The following is a 13,628-nucleotide window of genomic DNA, read 5'->3' as shown; positions in this document are numbered from 1 at the left end:
CGGAGGAGATGTTGCTGGCCGCCGCCGGCGCGCTCGCCGCCGTCGTCACGCCCGAGGAGCTCGGCCCCAACTACATCATCCCGAGCGTCTTCCACCCCGACGTGTCCACCGCCGTCGCCGCCGCCGTGCATGTCACGGGGACACACCGCGGCCCATCGAGCCACAACTCAGCGCGCGGTCGGAAAGAGAGTTGGCAATAGCCCCGGCCACGATGGCCTGGCAGATGGTCGAGACCGTGGACTCGGACAGAGCGTCCTCGAGGGCCGAGCGCGTCGGCCAGCCGTTCCGGCCCCAACAGGTCTCGATGGCGTTCGGTCTGCGGTTGGCCGGTGTCGTGTGTTGCTGCGCAGGCCCGGCTGGCTGAGCGCGGGTTCCCTGTGCCCGGCCGCCGACGCCGGGCCACGCCGATGTCGAGGCGGGCCGCGGCGATATCGCGGACGTCGTTCGCCGAGCGTTTCCGCACCGTGTCGGGCGTGCCGCCGCTGACCTACCTCAACCGGTGGCGGATGCTGCCGGCCCGGCGGGCACTCCGCGACGGCGACGTCCGCGTCGGGTCGCCGGCGACCGAACTGGGGTACGCCTCCGAAAGCGCGTTCAGCACCGCGTTCAAACGCAAGGTGGGCGAATCCCCGCTGCGCTACCGGCGCCGCGTACGCGACGAAATCGCCTCCCGCGCCGAGCCTCTGCCGGTGTGACAGGGACGGGGGAAGGGCCCGCCACCGGCGCGCCTCGGCCTGGGACACGCGGTCGCCCGTGGACACGATCGTGCGGCGCGCCGAGCCGGCGGTGCCGTCAGGCGCCACTCGGCCGTCGGCGGTGCTCTCGGTCCCATTGGTCGAGGAGCTTGGGGAACTCACGGCCCATGAAGCCGTACATGTCGCGCATGAGCTCCAGCCTGGCCCGGCTCTTGGGGTTGTCTCCGACGGCGGCGAGGCCCTGTTCGGCGAGCTGTGCGAACGCGGTGAACTCGGCCATCTTGGCCCTGAATGCGCGTCCGAAGACGTCCTCGGTCAGCCGGTAGTGATCGCGGCGGCCTCGCGGCGGGCGGAAGCGCTCGACGAGCCCGCCCCGTTCGAGCTGGCCCAGGGCGACGCTCATGCTGCTCTTGGCCACGCCGAGCTGCTCGCACAACGTCGGGGCGTCGGCGGAGTCGTCCGGATCGGCCAGGAGCGCGCCGATGACGCGGCCTGCCGTACGGCTGAGCCCCAGACGTTCGAAGTACAGCCCGGCACTTTCCACGAACTCCTCGGCACCGGTCACGCACAGATTCTAGTCTGTTCGGATTGTTCCGAACAGACTAGAATCTGTGCATGTTGTCCATCGCCATCACCGGCGCCGGCTCCGGGATCGGCCTGCGCGCCGCCCGCGCCCTCGCCGCCGCGGGCCACCACGTGCTGGCGCTGTGCCGAGACCCCGACCGGGGCCGCGCCGCGCTGGCCGACATCAACGCCCGCGCCGCGCACCCGGCCGACCTGGTCCAGGCGGACCTGTCGGCGCCCGCCTCCATCGAGGCCGCCGCCGAGCAGCTCGCGCGGACCGCCGGTCGCCTCGACGTGCTCATCAACAACGCCGCCGTCTTCGACCAGACGCTCCGCGCGCCCCAGTTCGCGGTGGACGGGCACGAACTGTCGTGGACGACCAACCACCTGGGTCCCTTCCTGCTGACCGCACGCCTCAGCCGGCTGCTCGCCGCCGCGGACAGGCCTCGCGTGATCAATGTCGCCAGCAAGGGCCTGCTCTCGATGCCACGCATCCGGATCCGTTTCGACCAGCTCGACGACCCGAGCTGGTACAGCCCCACCCGCGCCTACTACCACGCCAAACTCGCCCAGATCATGACCACGTTCACCCTGGCCGAGAGGGCCGCAGGACACCTGGAGACGACCTGCGTGCGCGTCCCCGCCGTACGTCTCGACCCGGACCGCGTGGCGGCCATGCCCTGGTTGCAGCGCACCTTGTACGCCCCCAAGAACCGCATGGCCGCCCCCGCCGAACGTCTCGGCGAGACCTACGCCCGGCTGGCCACCTGGGACGGGAACCTACCGGGACCCTACGTGGACGAAGACCTCCGCCCGGTCCGCGCCCCGGCCTTCGCCTACGACGAAGCCGCGCGCGAACGCCTCTGGACGGTGTCCCAGGCCGCCACCGGCCACCCCACCTGGGCCTGGTGACCGCGGAGGCCCGTCACGAACGCTTCCTGGCCACGTTGTCCTCCATTCGCCGGAACGGGCGGGAGGTGATCGTTCCCGTTCTCCACCGGTCGCCACCGTTCGCGGATAGTTGATACGTTGATGGCAGGTGTGCCGGGAAGTCTGGTCGGCGATTCTCATCGTCGATCACGAAAGAGGCACGAAGATGCGCGCAGGCGATCTCGCATGCGATTTTCCGACCGTCACCGCGGACACCTCGGTGTACGCCGCCGCCCGGCTCCTCGCCGAGCAGGACCTGCCGGGCCTCATCGTGGTCGACGAGCACGGGTTGCCCGTCACCATCCTGCCCGGCACGCAGGTGCTCAGGCTGGCCGTGCCCGGCTACTGCCAGGACGATCCGGCGCTGGCGCGGGTCGTCGACGAACCACACGCGGACCGGTTCCTGCACGCTCTGACCGGCCGGACCGTCCGCGAGGCGCTACCGGCACAGCCGCGCGAACTGCCGATCAGCGACCCCGATGCCACCATCCTGGAGCTGGCCGCGTTGATGGCGCGCACGCACAGCCCGCTCGTGGCCGTGGTGAACGACGGGCGGCTGCTGGGCGCGGTCACGCTGCAGGCGCTGCTGGACCGGGCGGTGGCCGCGTGACCGTCACCGCATGGCTGGCGGTGGCGGTCTTCCTGTGCGCGTACGCGCTGATCGCCACCGAGAAGATCCACCGCGTCGCCGCCGCGCTCGGCGGCGCCGGCCTCATGCTGCTGATCCACGCCACCGACGCCGGAGCCGCGTTCTTCGACGAGCACACCGGCATCGACTGGAACGTCATCTTCCTGCTGCTCGGCATGATGGTGATCGTCGGCGTGCTGAAACAGACCGGCATCTTCGAATACCTGGCGATCTGGGCGGCCAAACGCGCCAAGGGCCATCCGTACCGGCTGATGGTGCTGCTGGTGGTCATCACCGCCGCCGCCTCGGCGCTGCTGGACAACGTCACCACCGTGCTGCTGATCGCGCCGGTGACCTTCCTGGTGTGCGAACGGCTGGCGCTGAACGCGGCGCCGTTCCTCATCGCCGAGGCCATGGCCTCCAACATCGGCGGCGCCGCCACCCTGGTCGGCGACCCGCCGAACATCATCATCGCCAGCCGCGCGGGCCTGAGCTTCAACGACTTCCTCATCCACATGGCGCCCCTCGTCATCGTGCTGATGATCGTCTTCATCGGGTTGTGCCGGATCCTGTTCAGGAGGTCCTTCCACTACGACCCGGACCGCGCGGCCGAGATCATGGCGCTCGACGAGCGGGAGGCCATCGCCGACCGGCGGCTGCTCTGGCAGAGCCTCGCCGTGCTGGCCCTGGTCATGATCGGGTTCGTGCTCCATCCCGTGCTGCACTACGAGCCGTCGGTGGTGGCCATCCTCGGCGCGGGCGTCCTGGTGGCCGCCACGAAGGTGACCACCGAGGACGCGATCGAAGAGGTGGAGTGGCCGACGCTGGTGTTCTTCGCCGGGCTGTTCGTCATGGTCGGGGCGCTCGTGGAGACCGGCGTGATCGGCCAGATCTCCCAGGCCGCGACGGCCGCCACCGCAGGCCGGCCGGAGCTCACCACCATGGGCCTGCTCTGGGCCTCGGCCGGGTTGTCGGCCATCGTCGACAACATCCCCTACGTCGCCACCATGAGCCCCATCGTCGCCGAACTGGTCCAGGCGGGCGGCGGCAACGACCAGGCCCAGGTGTTGTGGTGGGCGCTGGCCTTCGGCGCCGACCTGGGCGGCAACGCCACCGCCGTCGGCGCGGCGGCCAACGTCGTCATCCTCGGCATCGCCGCCCGCAACGGCACCCCGATCAGCTTCTGGCAGTTCACCAAGTACGGCCTGGTCGTCACCATGGTGACCATCACGCTGACCGCGCCGTACCTCTGGTTGCGCTACCTGACCTGACGTTCACCTCGCGAAGCGTGCCCGGCCGGCCATGCCCCTCTCAGGACTCCATGTGGGACTGGAACCACTGCAGCATCGGTTGCGGGCGTCTCTGGAACTCCAGGTAGCCGTCAAAGCGGCGGTTGGTACCGCGGATCCACTGGAGTTTCTTGTCGGCGACCGGAATGTTGTCGAACATCGTCTGCACGTCGCTCGGGTGGGTCAGCGTGTCGTCGTGCACCTGGTAGAGGAACGTCGGGACCCGGACCCCCTTGGCCCACTCCTGTGGCTGCCGCGCCGCGAACGGGATGCCGGTGCGCAACACCACCCGCCTTTCCAGCTCGCCGATGCGGTCGGCGGGCACGCCCGCCATGACCAGCCGCCGCGCCATGATGACCTCCATGGTGACCGGTTGCGGCCCCACCAGGCAGCGCACGCCCTCGAACGCCCGCGGGTCCCTGGTCATCGCGTGAAACGTGGCGCTGCAGCCCAGGCAGCGGCTGAACAGGCCGATCCGCATGCGTCGCGTGTCCGGGCGTTCGCGTGCGTACCGCAGCGAGCCGAGGACGTCACGCGACTCGAAGATCCCGCTGGAGGCGATGCCGCCGTTGGCGGCTCCGCTGAGGCCGTAGTTGCGCAGGTCGTAGGCGAGCACGTTGTACCCGGCGTCGTGCAGGATCTTGTAGTCGGGTAGGAGGTCCACCTCGATGTCGTTGTCGCTGGAACTCCAGATGGACTTCCACGGTTCCAACTGGCCGGGCAGCCCGGCCCGGCTGAATCCCATCGGGTGATTGGCGATGATCAGCTTGTCGGATCCCCGAGCAGGGATGAACCAGCCCTCGATGGGCACGCCGTCAACCGCCTGGAAGGAAACGTCCTCGTGGTCGAGGCCCTGCTCCTCCGGCGAATGCATGATCGGCGAGCGGAGTTGGTTGCCGAACGCGTCGGCCATCTGCTGCAGGATCTGGTCCTCGTCGGGGGCCGTCGACGCGGCCCTCGCCGTACCCGCCAGGAGCGGGATGGCTGACAGTCCGGCCGCCGCTCCCAGCACGGCGCGGCGAGTTGCTTCAGGCATGTGGCTCTCCATCTTCTGGTACGGCAGGGCCCCGGTCGGACGGGGGTGCGCAGCTCCGCCGAGCCGGCAGGATCACGCATCAACGCCCCCATCGTCGGAAGGCCGGCGCGCGAAGTCCAAAGCCTGCGCGGCATCGCCATACGTTCGAGGCATCACCCGACGTCAGCCGCGGGCTATGCTGCAGGCATGGCGGAATCAGCGCCGGATCTGGACCTACGATCAGTGCGCTATTTCACGGTCGTCGCCGAGCACCGGCACTTCGGACGGGCCGCCGAAGCCCTGCACATCACCCAGCCCTCCCTGAGCCGCCAGATCCGCGGCCTGGAGCGGCAGCTCGGCGCCGCTCTGCTGGACCGCACCCCGCACGGCACCAGGTTGACCGAGGCGGGCGAGGTGTTCCTGCCCCGCGCCAAGGCGTTGCTGCGATCATCGGCGCAGGCGGTGGCCGCCACCCGCGCCGCGGCCCACCCCAGCAGGATCGCGGTCGGGCACACCCTGCACGTGCCCGTCATGCCCGCCGTGCGCGAGCTGCGTCATCGGCATCCCGACGCCGACGTGCGCGTGGTGCAGCTGGCCTGGAACGAACCGCGCGCCGCGCTGCTGGAGTGCCGGGTGGACGTGGTGGTGTGCCGGCTGCCGCTCCGTGACGAGGGGCTCCGCGTGACGACTCTCTACGACGAGCCGCGGGTCCTTCTCGTCGCCCGCGATCACCGCCTGGCCGGCAAGGAACGGGTGACCCTCGACGACATCGGTGACGAAGCCCTGCCGCGCCTGCCCGACACGGCCTGGAACGCCTACTGGCGGATCGACCCGCGGCCGGACGGCAGTCCCGCGCCGGACGGCCCGCTCGTCGAGGCGCCTGAGGAGAAGTTCGAGATCGTCGCGGCCGGGCAGGCCGTGGCCATCGTCTCGGCCGGCCTACGCGCGGAGACCCTCCACCCCGGCCTCACCAGCATCCCCTTGGAGGGAGTGAAGCCGAGCCAGGTCGCCCTCGCCACTCGGGCAGGCGATGGCAACCCCCTGCTCGCGCCCTTCCTCAAGGCCGCCCTGACGCGCCTCACAGGCGGTTGGCAGCCCTTCGGCGAAGCCCCCCGGACGTAGGCTCCTGGACATGGCCGGCCGCATTCTCGTCCTGAACACGGGATCCTCCTCGATCAAGTACGAGCTCATCGACGTCGAGACCCGCGAACGCCCGGCCCGCGGCCTGGTCGAACGCATCGGCGAGGAGATCGGGCGGCTCACACACCGGGCCGGCGGCCGGCCGCCGTACGTGAGGGAGCGGACCTTCTCCGGGCACGGCGAAGGGCTGGAGACGATGATGGAGGCGTTCGCCGCGGCAGGCCCCGAGCCGGCCCCCGTCGCGGTCGGGCACCGGGTCGTGCACGGCGGGACCAGGTTCGCCGAGGCCGTGGTCGTCGACGACGAGGTGATCGCCGCGATCGAGGAGCTCGCTCCGCTCGCTCCCCTGCACAACCCGGTCAACCTCGCCGGGATCCGGCTCGCGCGCAAGGTGTTTCCCGACGTGCCCCAGGTGGCCGTGTTCGACACCGCCTTCCATCGCACGTTGCCACCCGAGGCGTACACCTACGCCGTGCCCCGGGACTGGCGCGAACGGCTCGACGTGCGCCGCTTCGGCTTCCACGGCACCTCCTGCGCCTACGTCTCCCGCCGCGCCGCCGCCCTGCTCGGCCGCGACCTCGCCGGCCTCAACCTGATCGTGCTGCACCTGGGCAACGGCGCCAGCGCCACGGCCGTCTCCGGCGGCCACAGCGTCGACACCTCCATGGGCATGACGCCCTTGGAGGGGCTGGTCATGGGGACGCGCTCCGGCGACGTCGACCCCGCCATCGCCGGCTACCTCGCCCGGACGGACGGCATCGACGCCCAGCGGACCGAGCATGCGCTCACCCATCGCAGCGGCCTGCTCGCCCTGGCCGGGAGCCTCGACATGCGTGAGGTGCGCGGCCGCCACGACGACGCGGCCCGGCTGGCCCTGGACATCTACACCCGGCGCATCCGCAAGTACGTCGGCGCCTACTACGCGCTGCTCGGCCGGGTGGACGCGATCGTGTTCACCGGCGGCGTGGGCGAGCACGACGCCGCCACCCGCGCTGACTCCCTGACCGGCCTCGACCGCCTGGGCATCACCGTGGATCCCGCGCTCAACGAGCCGGACACTGCCGGTGAACGGGCTGTCTCGCCTCCCGGCGCCGAGGTGCCGGTGCTGGTCATCCCCACCGACGAGGAGTGGGAGATCGCCCGCCAGGCCCTCGCCGTCATCTCCTGACAGGCGGCGCGGCGACCCCTCGGCGAGTGGAACTGCCGCGGTTGCCGACAATGGTGAACATGACACGTGCGGTGTACGTCGCGGCGGGCGAGGCGGGAAGCAACAAGGGCACGGTCGCCCTCGGCATGGTCGAGCTGCTGTCCCGGCAGGTGGAGACCGTGGGCGTGTTCCGGCCGGTCGTGCGTACGGGGCGCGAGGACAATCTGATCAACACCATCCGGAGCAGATTCCAGCTCGCCATGCCGTACGAAACGTACGCGGGCGTCACCTACGACGAGGTGCACGCCGACGCCGAGCGTGCCGCCGGCGACATCGTGGCCCGCTACCGCGCGCTCGCCAGGCGGTGCGACGCGGTGGTCGTGGTCGGAACCGATTACACCGACGTGGGCGCGCCCACCGAGTTCGAGTTCAACGCCAGGCTCGCAGCGGATCTGGGAACGCCGGTGCTGAACGTGGTGAGCGGGAAGGGCAGGACGGCCCCGCAGATCGCCGCCGCGGTCGAGCTGTCGTCCCGGCAACTGGCGCAACACCACGCAAGGGAGCTCGCGGTCGTGGTCACCCGGGCGGCTGCCGAGCCCGTCGCGATCGACCACCCGACACCGGTGTTCGCCCTGCCCGAAACCCCCTCTCTGCGCGCGCCCACCGTCGCCGACCTGCTGAACGCCTGCGACGGCCGGCTTTTCCTCGGCGAGCGCGACGGGCTCGGCCGGGAGGCGAGCGCGCTGATGGTGGGCGCGATGTCGCTGCCCGGCATTCTGGACCGCTACACCGAAGGCGCCGCGGTGATCATCCCGTCTGATCGGGCCGCCGCGCTCCTGCCCGGGCTGATCGCGGCGCATGCGGCGCCCGGCTTCCCCGCCCTGTCGGCGGTGATCATGACGGGTGGCACGGATCTGCCCGGCCCGGTGGACCGGCTGCTCGGCAGCATGGCCGTTCCCCTGCCGGTGATCGGCACCGACCACGACACCTTCGACACCGCGACCCGCCTGTCGGCCGTGGACGGCCAGTTCACCCCCGAGGCCGGCGGGAAGATCGACACGGCTCTGCGGCTGTTCGCCGAGCACGTCGACGGGCGGTTGCTGCTCGATCGGCTGGCGATCGCCAAGACCGACGTCGTCACGCCGCTGATGTTCGAGTACGAGCTGCTGGAACGGGCGCGTGGCCGCCGCCGGCACATCGTGCTGCCCGAAGGTGAGGAGCCGCGCGTCCTGCGGGCGGCCGACGTCCTGCTCCGCCGTGGCGTGGCCGAGCTCACCCTGCTCGGCGACGAGGAGCGCATCAGGGTGCAGGCCGCCCAGCTCGGCCTGGACCTGGACGACGCCAGGGTGCTCAGCCCGTTCGACGCGGAGCTGCGCGAGCGGTTCGCCCGCGAGTACGCCCGACTCCGGGAGCACCGGGGCATGACCGTCGAACTCGCCCGCGACACCGTCACCGACGTGTCCTACTTCGGGACGCTGATGGTGCACACGGGCATGGCCGACGGCATGGTCTCGGGCGCGGCGCACACCACCGCCCACACCATCAGGCCGGCGTTCGAGATCCTGCGCCTGGGGCTGGTCTCCAGCGTGTTCTTCATGTGCCTGGCCGACCGGGTGCTGGTGTACGGCGACTGCGCGGTCAATCCCGATCCCACCGCCGAGCAGCTCGCCGACATCGCGATCTCCTCAGCCCGCACCGCCACCCTGTTCGGCGTCGATCCCAAGATCGCCATGCTGTCGTACTCGACGGGCGTCTCGGGCGCCGGCGCCGATGTCGACAAGGTCCGCACCGCCACCGACCTGGTCCGCCGGCGCCGTCCTGACCTGCCGGCGGAAGGGCCGATCCAGTACGACGCGGCCGTCGACCCCGCGGTGGCGCGGACGAAGATGCCCGGCAGCCAGGTGGCCGGGCGCGCCACCGTCTTCGTGGTGCCCGACCTCAACACCGGCAACAACCTCTACAAGGCGGTCCAGCGCAGCGCCGGCGCCGTCGCGGTGGGACCGGTGCTCCAAGGGCTGCGCAAGCCGGTCAACGACCTGTCCCGCGGTGCCACCGTCGCCGACATCGTCACCACCGTGGCGATCACTGCCGCGCAGGTACGCGACCACGAACCAATCGACAACGGCTGAAACGGCGATACGCCGCTGAGCCACCCAGGACGGCAGCCCCGGTCACGCACCTGCCGTCCTGCTTCCCCTTCCTGGACCTTCGTCCCTGGGCTGCGTGTTCGTTTCCTGCGAAAACAGGTATGCGAAACGATGCGGCGGTTCTGCCGAGCTAGGAGCGGGGAGGACGACGTGGTGGTTCCCACACGGCCCGGTCTGTCGTCCGGAGAAGCCGAGGCGCGTCTGGAGCGGGACGGGCCCAACCTGCTCCCGGAGAAGCCGCCCGTCCCCCTGTGGCGGAGGGTCGCCGTCCACCTGCGCGATCCACTGATCATCGTCCTGCTCGTGGCGGCGGCGCTGACCGTCGCCACGGGTGACTGGACCGACACCGCCGTGATCATGCTGGTGGTCCTCGTCAACACCTCCGTCGGGGTCGTGCAGGAGGTGCGCGCCGACCGGGCGATCACGGCGTTGTCACAGCTCACCGCCCCGACAGCGCGTGTGATCCGCGACGGCTCGCAGAAGGAGATCCCTGCGGCCGACGTGGTCGTCGGAGACCTGCTGGCCCTGGCGGAGGGCGACATCGTCGTGGCCGACGCCACGGTGGCGGAATCGGCCGCGTTGCTCGTCGACGAGTCGTCGTTGACGGGAGAGTCCGTACCGGTGGACAAGGCCGTCGACGACCAGGTCTCGTCCGGCACCGTCGTGGTGCGAGGACGTGGCGCGGCGACGGTCACCGCCGTGGGGGCGGCGAGCACGAGCGGCCGGATCGCGTCCATGATGGTCAAAGGAGCCGGTCTGACGCCGTTGCAACGCCGCCTGGTGGGGGTCGGCCGCCTGCTGGCCGGCGTCGCGGTGGCGCTGTCGGCGCTCGTGCTGGCGCTGGGTCTGGTCCGCGGGCAACCGGTCGAGCTGATGGTGGTGACCGCGATCAGCCTGGTGGTCGCGGCGGTGCCCGAGTCCCTTCCCGCGGTCGTGACTCTGAGCCTGGCCCTGGGAGCCCGCCGGATGGCGGCGCGCAACGCTCTCGTACGCAGGCTGCCCGCCGTGGAGACGCTGGGCGCGGTGACCGTGCTCGCCACCGACAAGACCGGCACCCTCACCGAAGGCAGGATGGTCGCGCGGCGCCTCTGGACTCCCTCGGGAGAAGCCACGATCACCGGCTCCGGATACGCACCCGACGGCGAGATCGTACGCGACGGCTCCCTCCACGACGCCCACCTCACCGGCCTGCTCGTGGCGAGCGTGCTCTGCAACGACGCCAGATTGTCGCCGCCGCAGGACGACGGCGGGGAGTGGGCGGCGCTGGGCGATCCCACCGAGGCGGCCCTGCTCGCCGCCGCCGCCAAGCTCGGCCTCGACCGCGAGCACCTGCACGAGCGCTTTCCACGGCTGGCCGAACGTCCCTTCGACAGCGAACGCAAGCGGATGAGCACCGTGCATCGCCTGCCCGGCGGACGTGGCCGGGTGATCTGCAAGGGCGCCCCCGAGGTGCTGCTCCGCCCGCCCTTTCTGGCCGGCGACCCGGAGTCGGCGGCCCGCGCCGCCGAACGCGCCGAGCAACTCGCCCGGGAGGGTTACCGGGTCCTGGCGGTGGCCGGCCGCGATCTGGACGCCGTCCCGGAGACGGCGCCGGAGAGCGGGCTGTCCCTGCTCGGGCTGGTCGCGCTCCTGGACCCTCCGCGCCCGGCCGCGGCCACCGCCATCGCGGACTGCAAGCGGGCCGGCATCAGACCGCTCCTCATCACCGGCGATCACCCAGGAACCGCCCGTGCCATCGCCGCCGACCTGGGCATCATCGGCACCGGCGATCCGGTTGTGGACCTCCGGGCCCCCGGGACGCCCGACCAGCCCCAGGCCCGCGTGTACGCCCGGGCCACCCCCGGGCAGAAGCTCGAGATCATCGAGGATCTGCGGACGCGCGGCGAGACCCTGGCCATGACCGGAGACGGCGTCAACGACGGCCCCGCGCTGCGCCGCGCCGACATCGGCGTGGCCATGGGCGAGCGGGGGACCGAAGTCGCCCGCCAGGCCGCCGACCTCGTGCTCGCCGATGACGACCTGGACACCGTGGTCGCGGCCGTCGAGGAAGGCCGCCGGGTCTACGCCAACATCCGCCGGTTCCTGGTCTACGGCCTGTCCGGCGGAGCGGCCGAGATCGCCGTGATGTTGCTGGGACCGTTCGCCGGTCTCGCCGTCCCGCTCCTCCCCGCCCAGATCCTGTGGATCAACCTGCTCACCCATGGACTGCCCGGCGTGGCTCTCGGCGGCGAACCCTCCGTGCCCGGATCCATGACCCGCCCGCCGCGGCCGCCCGGCGAGAGCATCCTCGGCGCGGGACTGTGGCAGCGCCTGATCCGCATCGCCGTCGTCCTCACGGCCGTCACCCTCGGCGTCGCCGTCTGGGCCCACCAGACCGGCCGCCCCTGGCAGAGCATGGCCTTCTTCGCCCTCGGCGCCACGCAACTCGGCGTCGCGCTCGGTTCCCGCACCCGGCCCGGCTCGCGGGCCAACCCCTTGCTGCTGCTCTCCGTCGCCGGTGCGCTCGTCCTGCAACTCGCGGGCCTGTACCTGCCGCTGCTGCAGGACTTGCTCGGCACCGAACCCCTCGCCCCGGGTGATCTGCTGATCGTCAGCGCGCTGTCGGTCCTCGGCTATGCCGCCGCCCGCCTCGACCGGATCCTGCACCCACACCGGCCGGCCCGATCACCGGCCATGGGAGGTGGATGATCTGGCGATAATGGGCTGGTCCCCGCCGGGTCGAGGGGCGAGCGCATGCCCGCGCGTCACTCGGTTCGGGCGGTGACCAGCCAGGCCGAGGCAAGCAGTCGTACGGCGTCGTCGCGCTCATAGCGGCGCAACGTTTCTGCCAACGCGGACCGGGCTCTTGCCATGGCGGTCTCTTCAGCACCGGAGACGAAGCCGGCCAGCTGAACGTCGAGCAGGAAATCCGCAGCGTGGGCGGCATCGTCGCCCAGCTCGGTGAGGTACTCCACGGGGGACGTCGCAATGGCCGTGAAGCCCGCGTCGTCGAGCACGTCGCGGATGTGGGCCGGGTCGGTGAAGTCCGCGACCCCTCCCAGGCTTTCTTGGGGGTCCGGGGTGGGAAGATACCGGGCCAGCGTGTCGAGGATCACGTCCGTCTGGTTCTCACCTGCGCGGTGACACAGGAACGCCAGGCGGCCCTTGGGGCGGAGCGACCGTCTGATGTTGGCGAACGCGGCGACGGGGTCGTCGAAGAACATGACCCCGGCGCGGCTGATGGCCACCTCGAAGTGCGCGTCCTCCAACGGGTGGACCTGGGCGTCCCCGCGCTCGAAGGTGATGTTGCCGATGGCTTCCTCTGCCGAGAGGCGTCGGGCGATCTCCAGCATCGGAGCCGACAGGTCGATCCCGACGGCATGCCCGCCGGCCGCCTGACGTGCGGCGATCCTCGTGGTGTCGCCCGTGCCGCAGCCGATGTCCAGAACCCGGTCACGCTCGCCGATGCCCGCGGCGGCGAACAGGTGCTCGTTGGCAGGTGCGGCCATGCGATCCAGACGTTGATGGTGATCGGCCCAGGCCCTGCCTTCCTCGCCGTTCCACTCCTCCTCCTGCCTGACATTGGCCACGAGTGTCATGAGGACGCCTCCGCATCGCTCAACTGCTTGACGAAGTGCCCGCGGCAGTGGGGGCAGCAGAACCCGTAGGTCTTCCCGCCGCGCTCCAGGATGACAGCGTCCTGGAGCGGGACGGTGGCGCCGCAGACCGGATCGACGATCGAGTCGTCCGGGACCGGGGCCGCAGGGCCGATCTTGGCTCGCTCGATCAGCTGCAGGACGTCGGAGGAGCGCTGGGCCCGCCCGTGCAGGCCGTAACCGCCTTCGGGAAGGCTGATCACGTGCACCCCGGGATCGGCGGACACCGGCTCCCCGTCCACGGCCGACAACAGGCGCCGCCCGGTCAGCCGCCCGGCGAGGCTTCGTCGCTCTTGCGCATCGAAAACACCCTTGGGCACCAGTAGCTCAACGAACAGCATCGTCGCTATGTCCTTTTCGAAGAGAGGGTCCATCAGTGGAAATGCTTCCGCGCCGGATCCCTCTCCGTCGTCGGCCCATAGACGGCTCTCCCGGCTA

At 71.0% G+C, this 13,628-nt stretch carries 12 protein-coding genes and 1 pseudogene; 9 read left to right on the top strand and 4 right to left on the bottom strand.

Annotation, left to right across the window (positions count from 1 at the left end):
• Nucleotides 1-200, top strand: a pseudogene (locus ABGB14_RS49070) (hypothetical protein); the annotation flags it as partial.
• Nucleotides 201-407: 207 nt separating this feature from the next.
• Complete coding sequence (locus ABGB14_RS49065; RefSeq protein WP_347650777.1) at nt 408-695, top strand: AraC family transcriptional regulator; 288 nt, start codon at nt 408-410, stop codon at nt 693-695.
• 97 nt (nt 696-792) lie between these two features.
• Here the strand turns inward: ABGB14_RS49065 and ABGB14_RS49060 are convergent, their stop codons facing one another.
• Nucleotides 793-1,260 carry a MarR family transcriptional regulator gene (locus tag ABGB14_RS49060; RefSeq protein WP_347650776.1) on the bottom strand — a complete coding sequence of 156 codons (468 nt, stop codon included), beginning with the start codon at nt 1,258-1,260 and terminating at the stop codon, nt 793-795.
• A 50-nt stretch (nt 1,261-1,310) separates the two neighbouring features.
• Between ABGB14_RS49060 and ABGB14_RS49055 the strand changes: the two genes are divergently transcribed.
• From ABGB14_RS49055 to ABGB14_RS49045, 3 genes are all read left to right on the top strand, one after another.
• Nucleotides 1,311-2,171, top strand: coding sequence for an SDR family NAD(P)-dependent oxidoreductase (locus ABGB14_RS49055; RefSeq protein ID WP_347650775.1), 861 nt, complete (start codon nt 1,311-1,313; stop codon nt 2,169-2,171).
• Nucleotides 2,172-2,355: 184 nt separating this feature from the next.
• A complete protein-coding gene (locus tag ABGB14_RS49050; protein WP_347650774.1) occupies nt 2,356-2,799 on the top strand; it encodes a CBS domain-containing protein in 444 nt (147 codons plus the stop codon).
• Nucleotides 2,796-4,088: an ArsB/NhaD family transporter gene (locus ABGB14_RS49045; RefSeq protein WP_347650773.1), complete on the top strand. Its 1,293-nt coding sequence runs from the start codon at nt 2,796-2,798 to the stop codon at nt 4,086-4,088. The genes ABGB14_RS49050 and ABGB14_RS49045 overlap by 4 nt, the downstream gene beginning before the upstream one ends.
• A 40-nt stretch (nt 4,089-4,128) precedes the next feature.
• Here the strand turns inward: ABGB14_RS49045 and ABGB14_RS49040 are convergent, their stop codons facing one another.
• Complete coding sequence (locus ABGB14_RS49040; protein ID WP_347650772.1) at nt 4,129-5,142, bottom strand: hypothetical protein; 1,014 nt, start codon at nt 5,140-5,142, stop codon at nt 4,129-4,131.
• A gap of 186 nt (nt 5,143-5,328) precedes the next feature.
• Here ABGB14_RS49040 and ABGB14_RS49035 point away from each other — a divergent pair, with 186 nt between their 5' ends.
• The 4 genes from ABGB14_RS49035 to ABGB14_RS49020 all read left to right on the top strand — a co-directional run bounded on the left by ABGB14_RS49035 (nt 5,329) and on the right by ABGB14_RS49020 (nt 12,243).
• Entirely contained in the window at nt 5,329-6,243 is a 915-nt protein-coding gene (locus tag ABGB14_RS49035) for a LysR family transcriptional regulator (protein WP_347650770.1), read from the top strand.
• Nucleotides 6,244-6,253: 10 nt separating this feature from the next.
• Nucleotides 6,254-7,429, top strand: a complete 1,176-nt coding sequence (locus tag ABGB14_RS49030; RefSeq protein WP_347650769.1) for an acetate kinase — start codon at nt 6,254-6,256, stop codon at nt 7,427-7,429.
• A gap of 59 nt (nt 7,430-7,488) precedes the next feature.
• Nucleotides 7,489-9,537 (top strand): phosphate acetyltransferase, encoded by a 2,049-nt coding sequence (pta, locus tag ABGB14_RS49025; RefSeq protein WP_347650768.1) that lies wholly within the window; start codon nt 7,489-7,491, stop codon nt 9,535-9,537.
• Nucleotides 9,538-9,705: 168 nt separating this feature from the next.
• A complete protein-coding gene (locus ABGB14_RS49020) occupies nt 9,706-12,243 on the top strand; it encodes a cation-translocating P-type ATPase (RefSeq protein ID WP_347650767.1) in 2,538 nt (845 codons plus the stop codon).
• A 56-nt stretch (nt 12,244-12,299) separates the two neighbouring features.
• On the opposite strand, the gene ABGB14_RS49015 is transcribed toward ABGB14_RS49020, so the two are convergent.
• Both ABGB14_RS49015 and ABGB14_RS49010 read right to left on the bottom strand, forming a co-directional pair.
• Nucleotides 12,300-13,133, bottom strand: coding sequence for a methyltransferase domain-containing protein (locus ABGB14_RS49015; protein WP_347650766.1), 834 nt, complete (start codon nt 13,131-13,133; stop codon nt 12,300-12,302).
• Nucleotides 13,130-13,531: a hypothetical protein gene (locus ABGB14_RS49010; RefSeq protein WP_347650765.1), complete on the bottom strand. Its 402-nt coding sequence runs from the start codon at nt 13,529-13,531 to the stop codon at nt 13,130-13,132. Before ABGB14_RS49010 ends, ABGB14_RS49015 begins: the two co-directional genes overlap by 4 nt.
• Nucleotides 13,532-13,628 lie beyond the last annotated feature (97 nt).

This window comes from Nonomuraea sp. B10E15 (genome assembly GCF_039871615.1).
Taxonomy (GTDB): domain Bacteria; phylum Actinomycetota; class Actinomycetes; order Streptosporangiales; family Streptosporangiaceae; genus Nonomuraea.
The sequence above is the reverse complement of the archived record's forward strand: the minus strand, read 5'-3'. Positions and strand labels throughout refer to the sequence as shown.

Bases quoted from the DNA above. Each gene is read 5' to 3' on its own strand.
- ABGB14_RS49065 (WP_347650777.1), top strand. From the start codon at position 408: ATGTCGAGGCGGGCCGCGGCGATATCGCGGACGTCGTTCGCCGAGCGT.
- ABGB14_RS49055 (WP_347650775.1), top strand. From the start codon at position 1,311: ATGTTGTCCATCGCCATCACCGGCGCCGGCTCCGGGATCGGCCTGCGC.
- ABGB14_RS49050 (WP_347650774.1), top strand. From the start codon at position 2,356: ATGCGCGCAGGCGATCTCGCATGCGATTTTCCGACCGTCACCGCGGAC.
- ABGB14_RS49040 (WP_347650772.1), bottom strand. From the start codon at position 5,142: ATGCCTGAAGCAACTCGCCGCGCCGTGCTGGGAGCGGCGGCCGGACTG.
- ABGB14_RS49035 (WP_347650770.1), top strand. From the start codon at position 5,329: ATGGCGGAATCAGCGCCGGATCTGGACCTACGATCAGTGCGCTATTTC.
- ABGB14_RS49030 (WP_347650769.1), top strand. From the start codon at position 6,254: ATGGCCGGCCGCATTCTCGTCCTGAACACGGGATCCTCCTCGATCAAG.
- pta (WP_347650768.1), top strand. From the start codon at position 7,489: ATGACACGTGCGGTGTACGTCGCGGCGGGCGAGGCGGGAAGCAACAAG.
- ABGB14_RS49015 (WP_347650766.1), bottom strand. From the start codon at position 13,133: ATGACACTCGTGGCCAATGTCAGGCAGGAGGAGGAGTGGAACGGCGAG.
- ABGB14_RS49010 (WP_347650765.1), bottom strand. From the start codon at position 13,531: ATGCTGTTCGTTGAGCTACTGGTGCCCAAGGGTGTTTTCGATGCGCAA.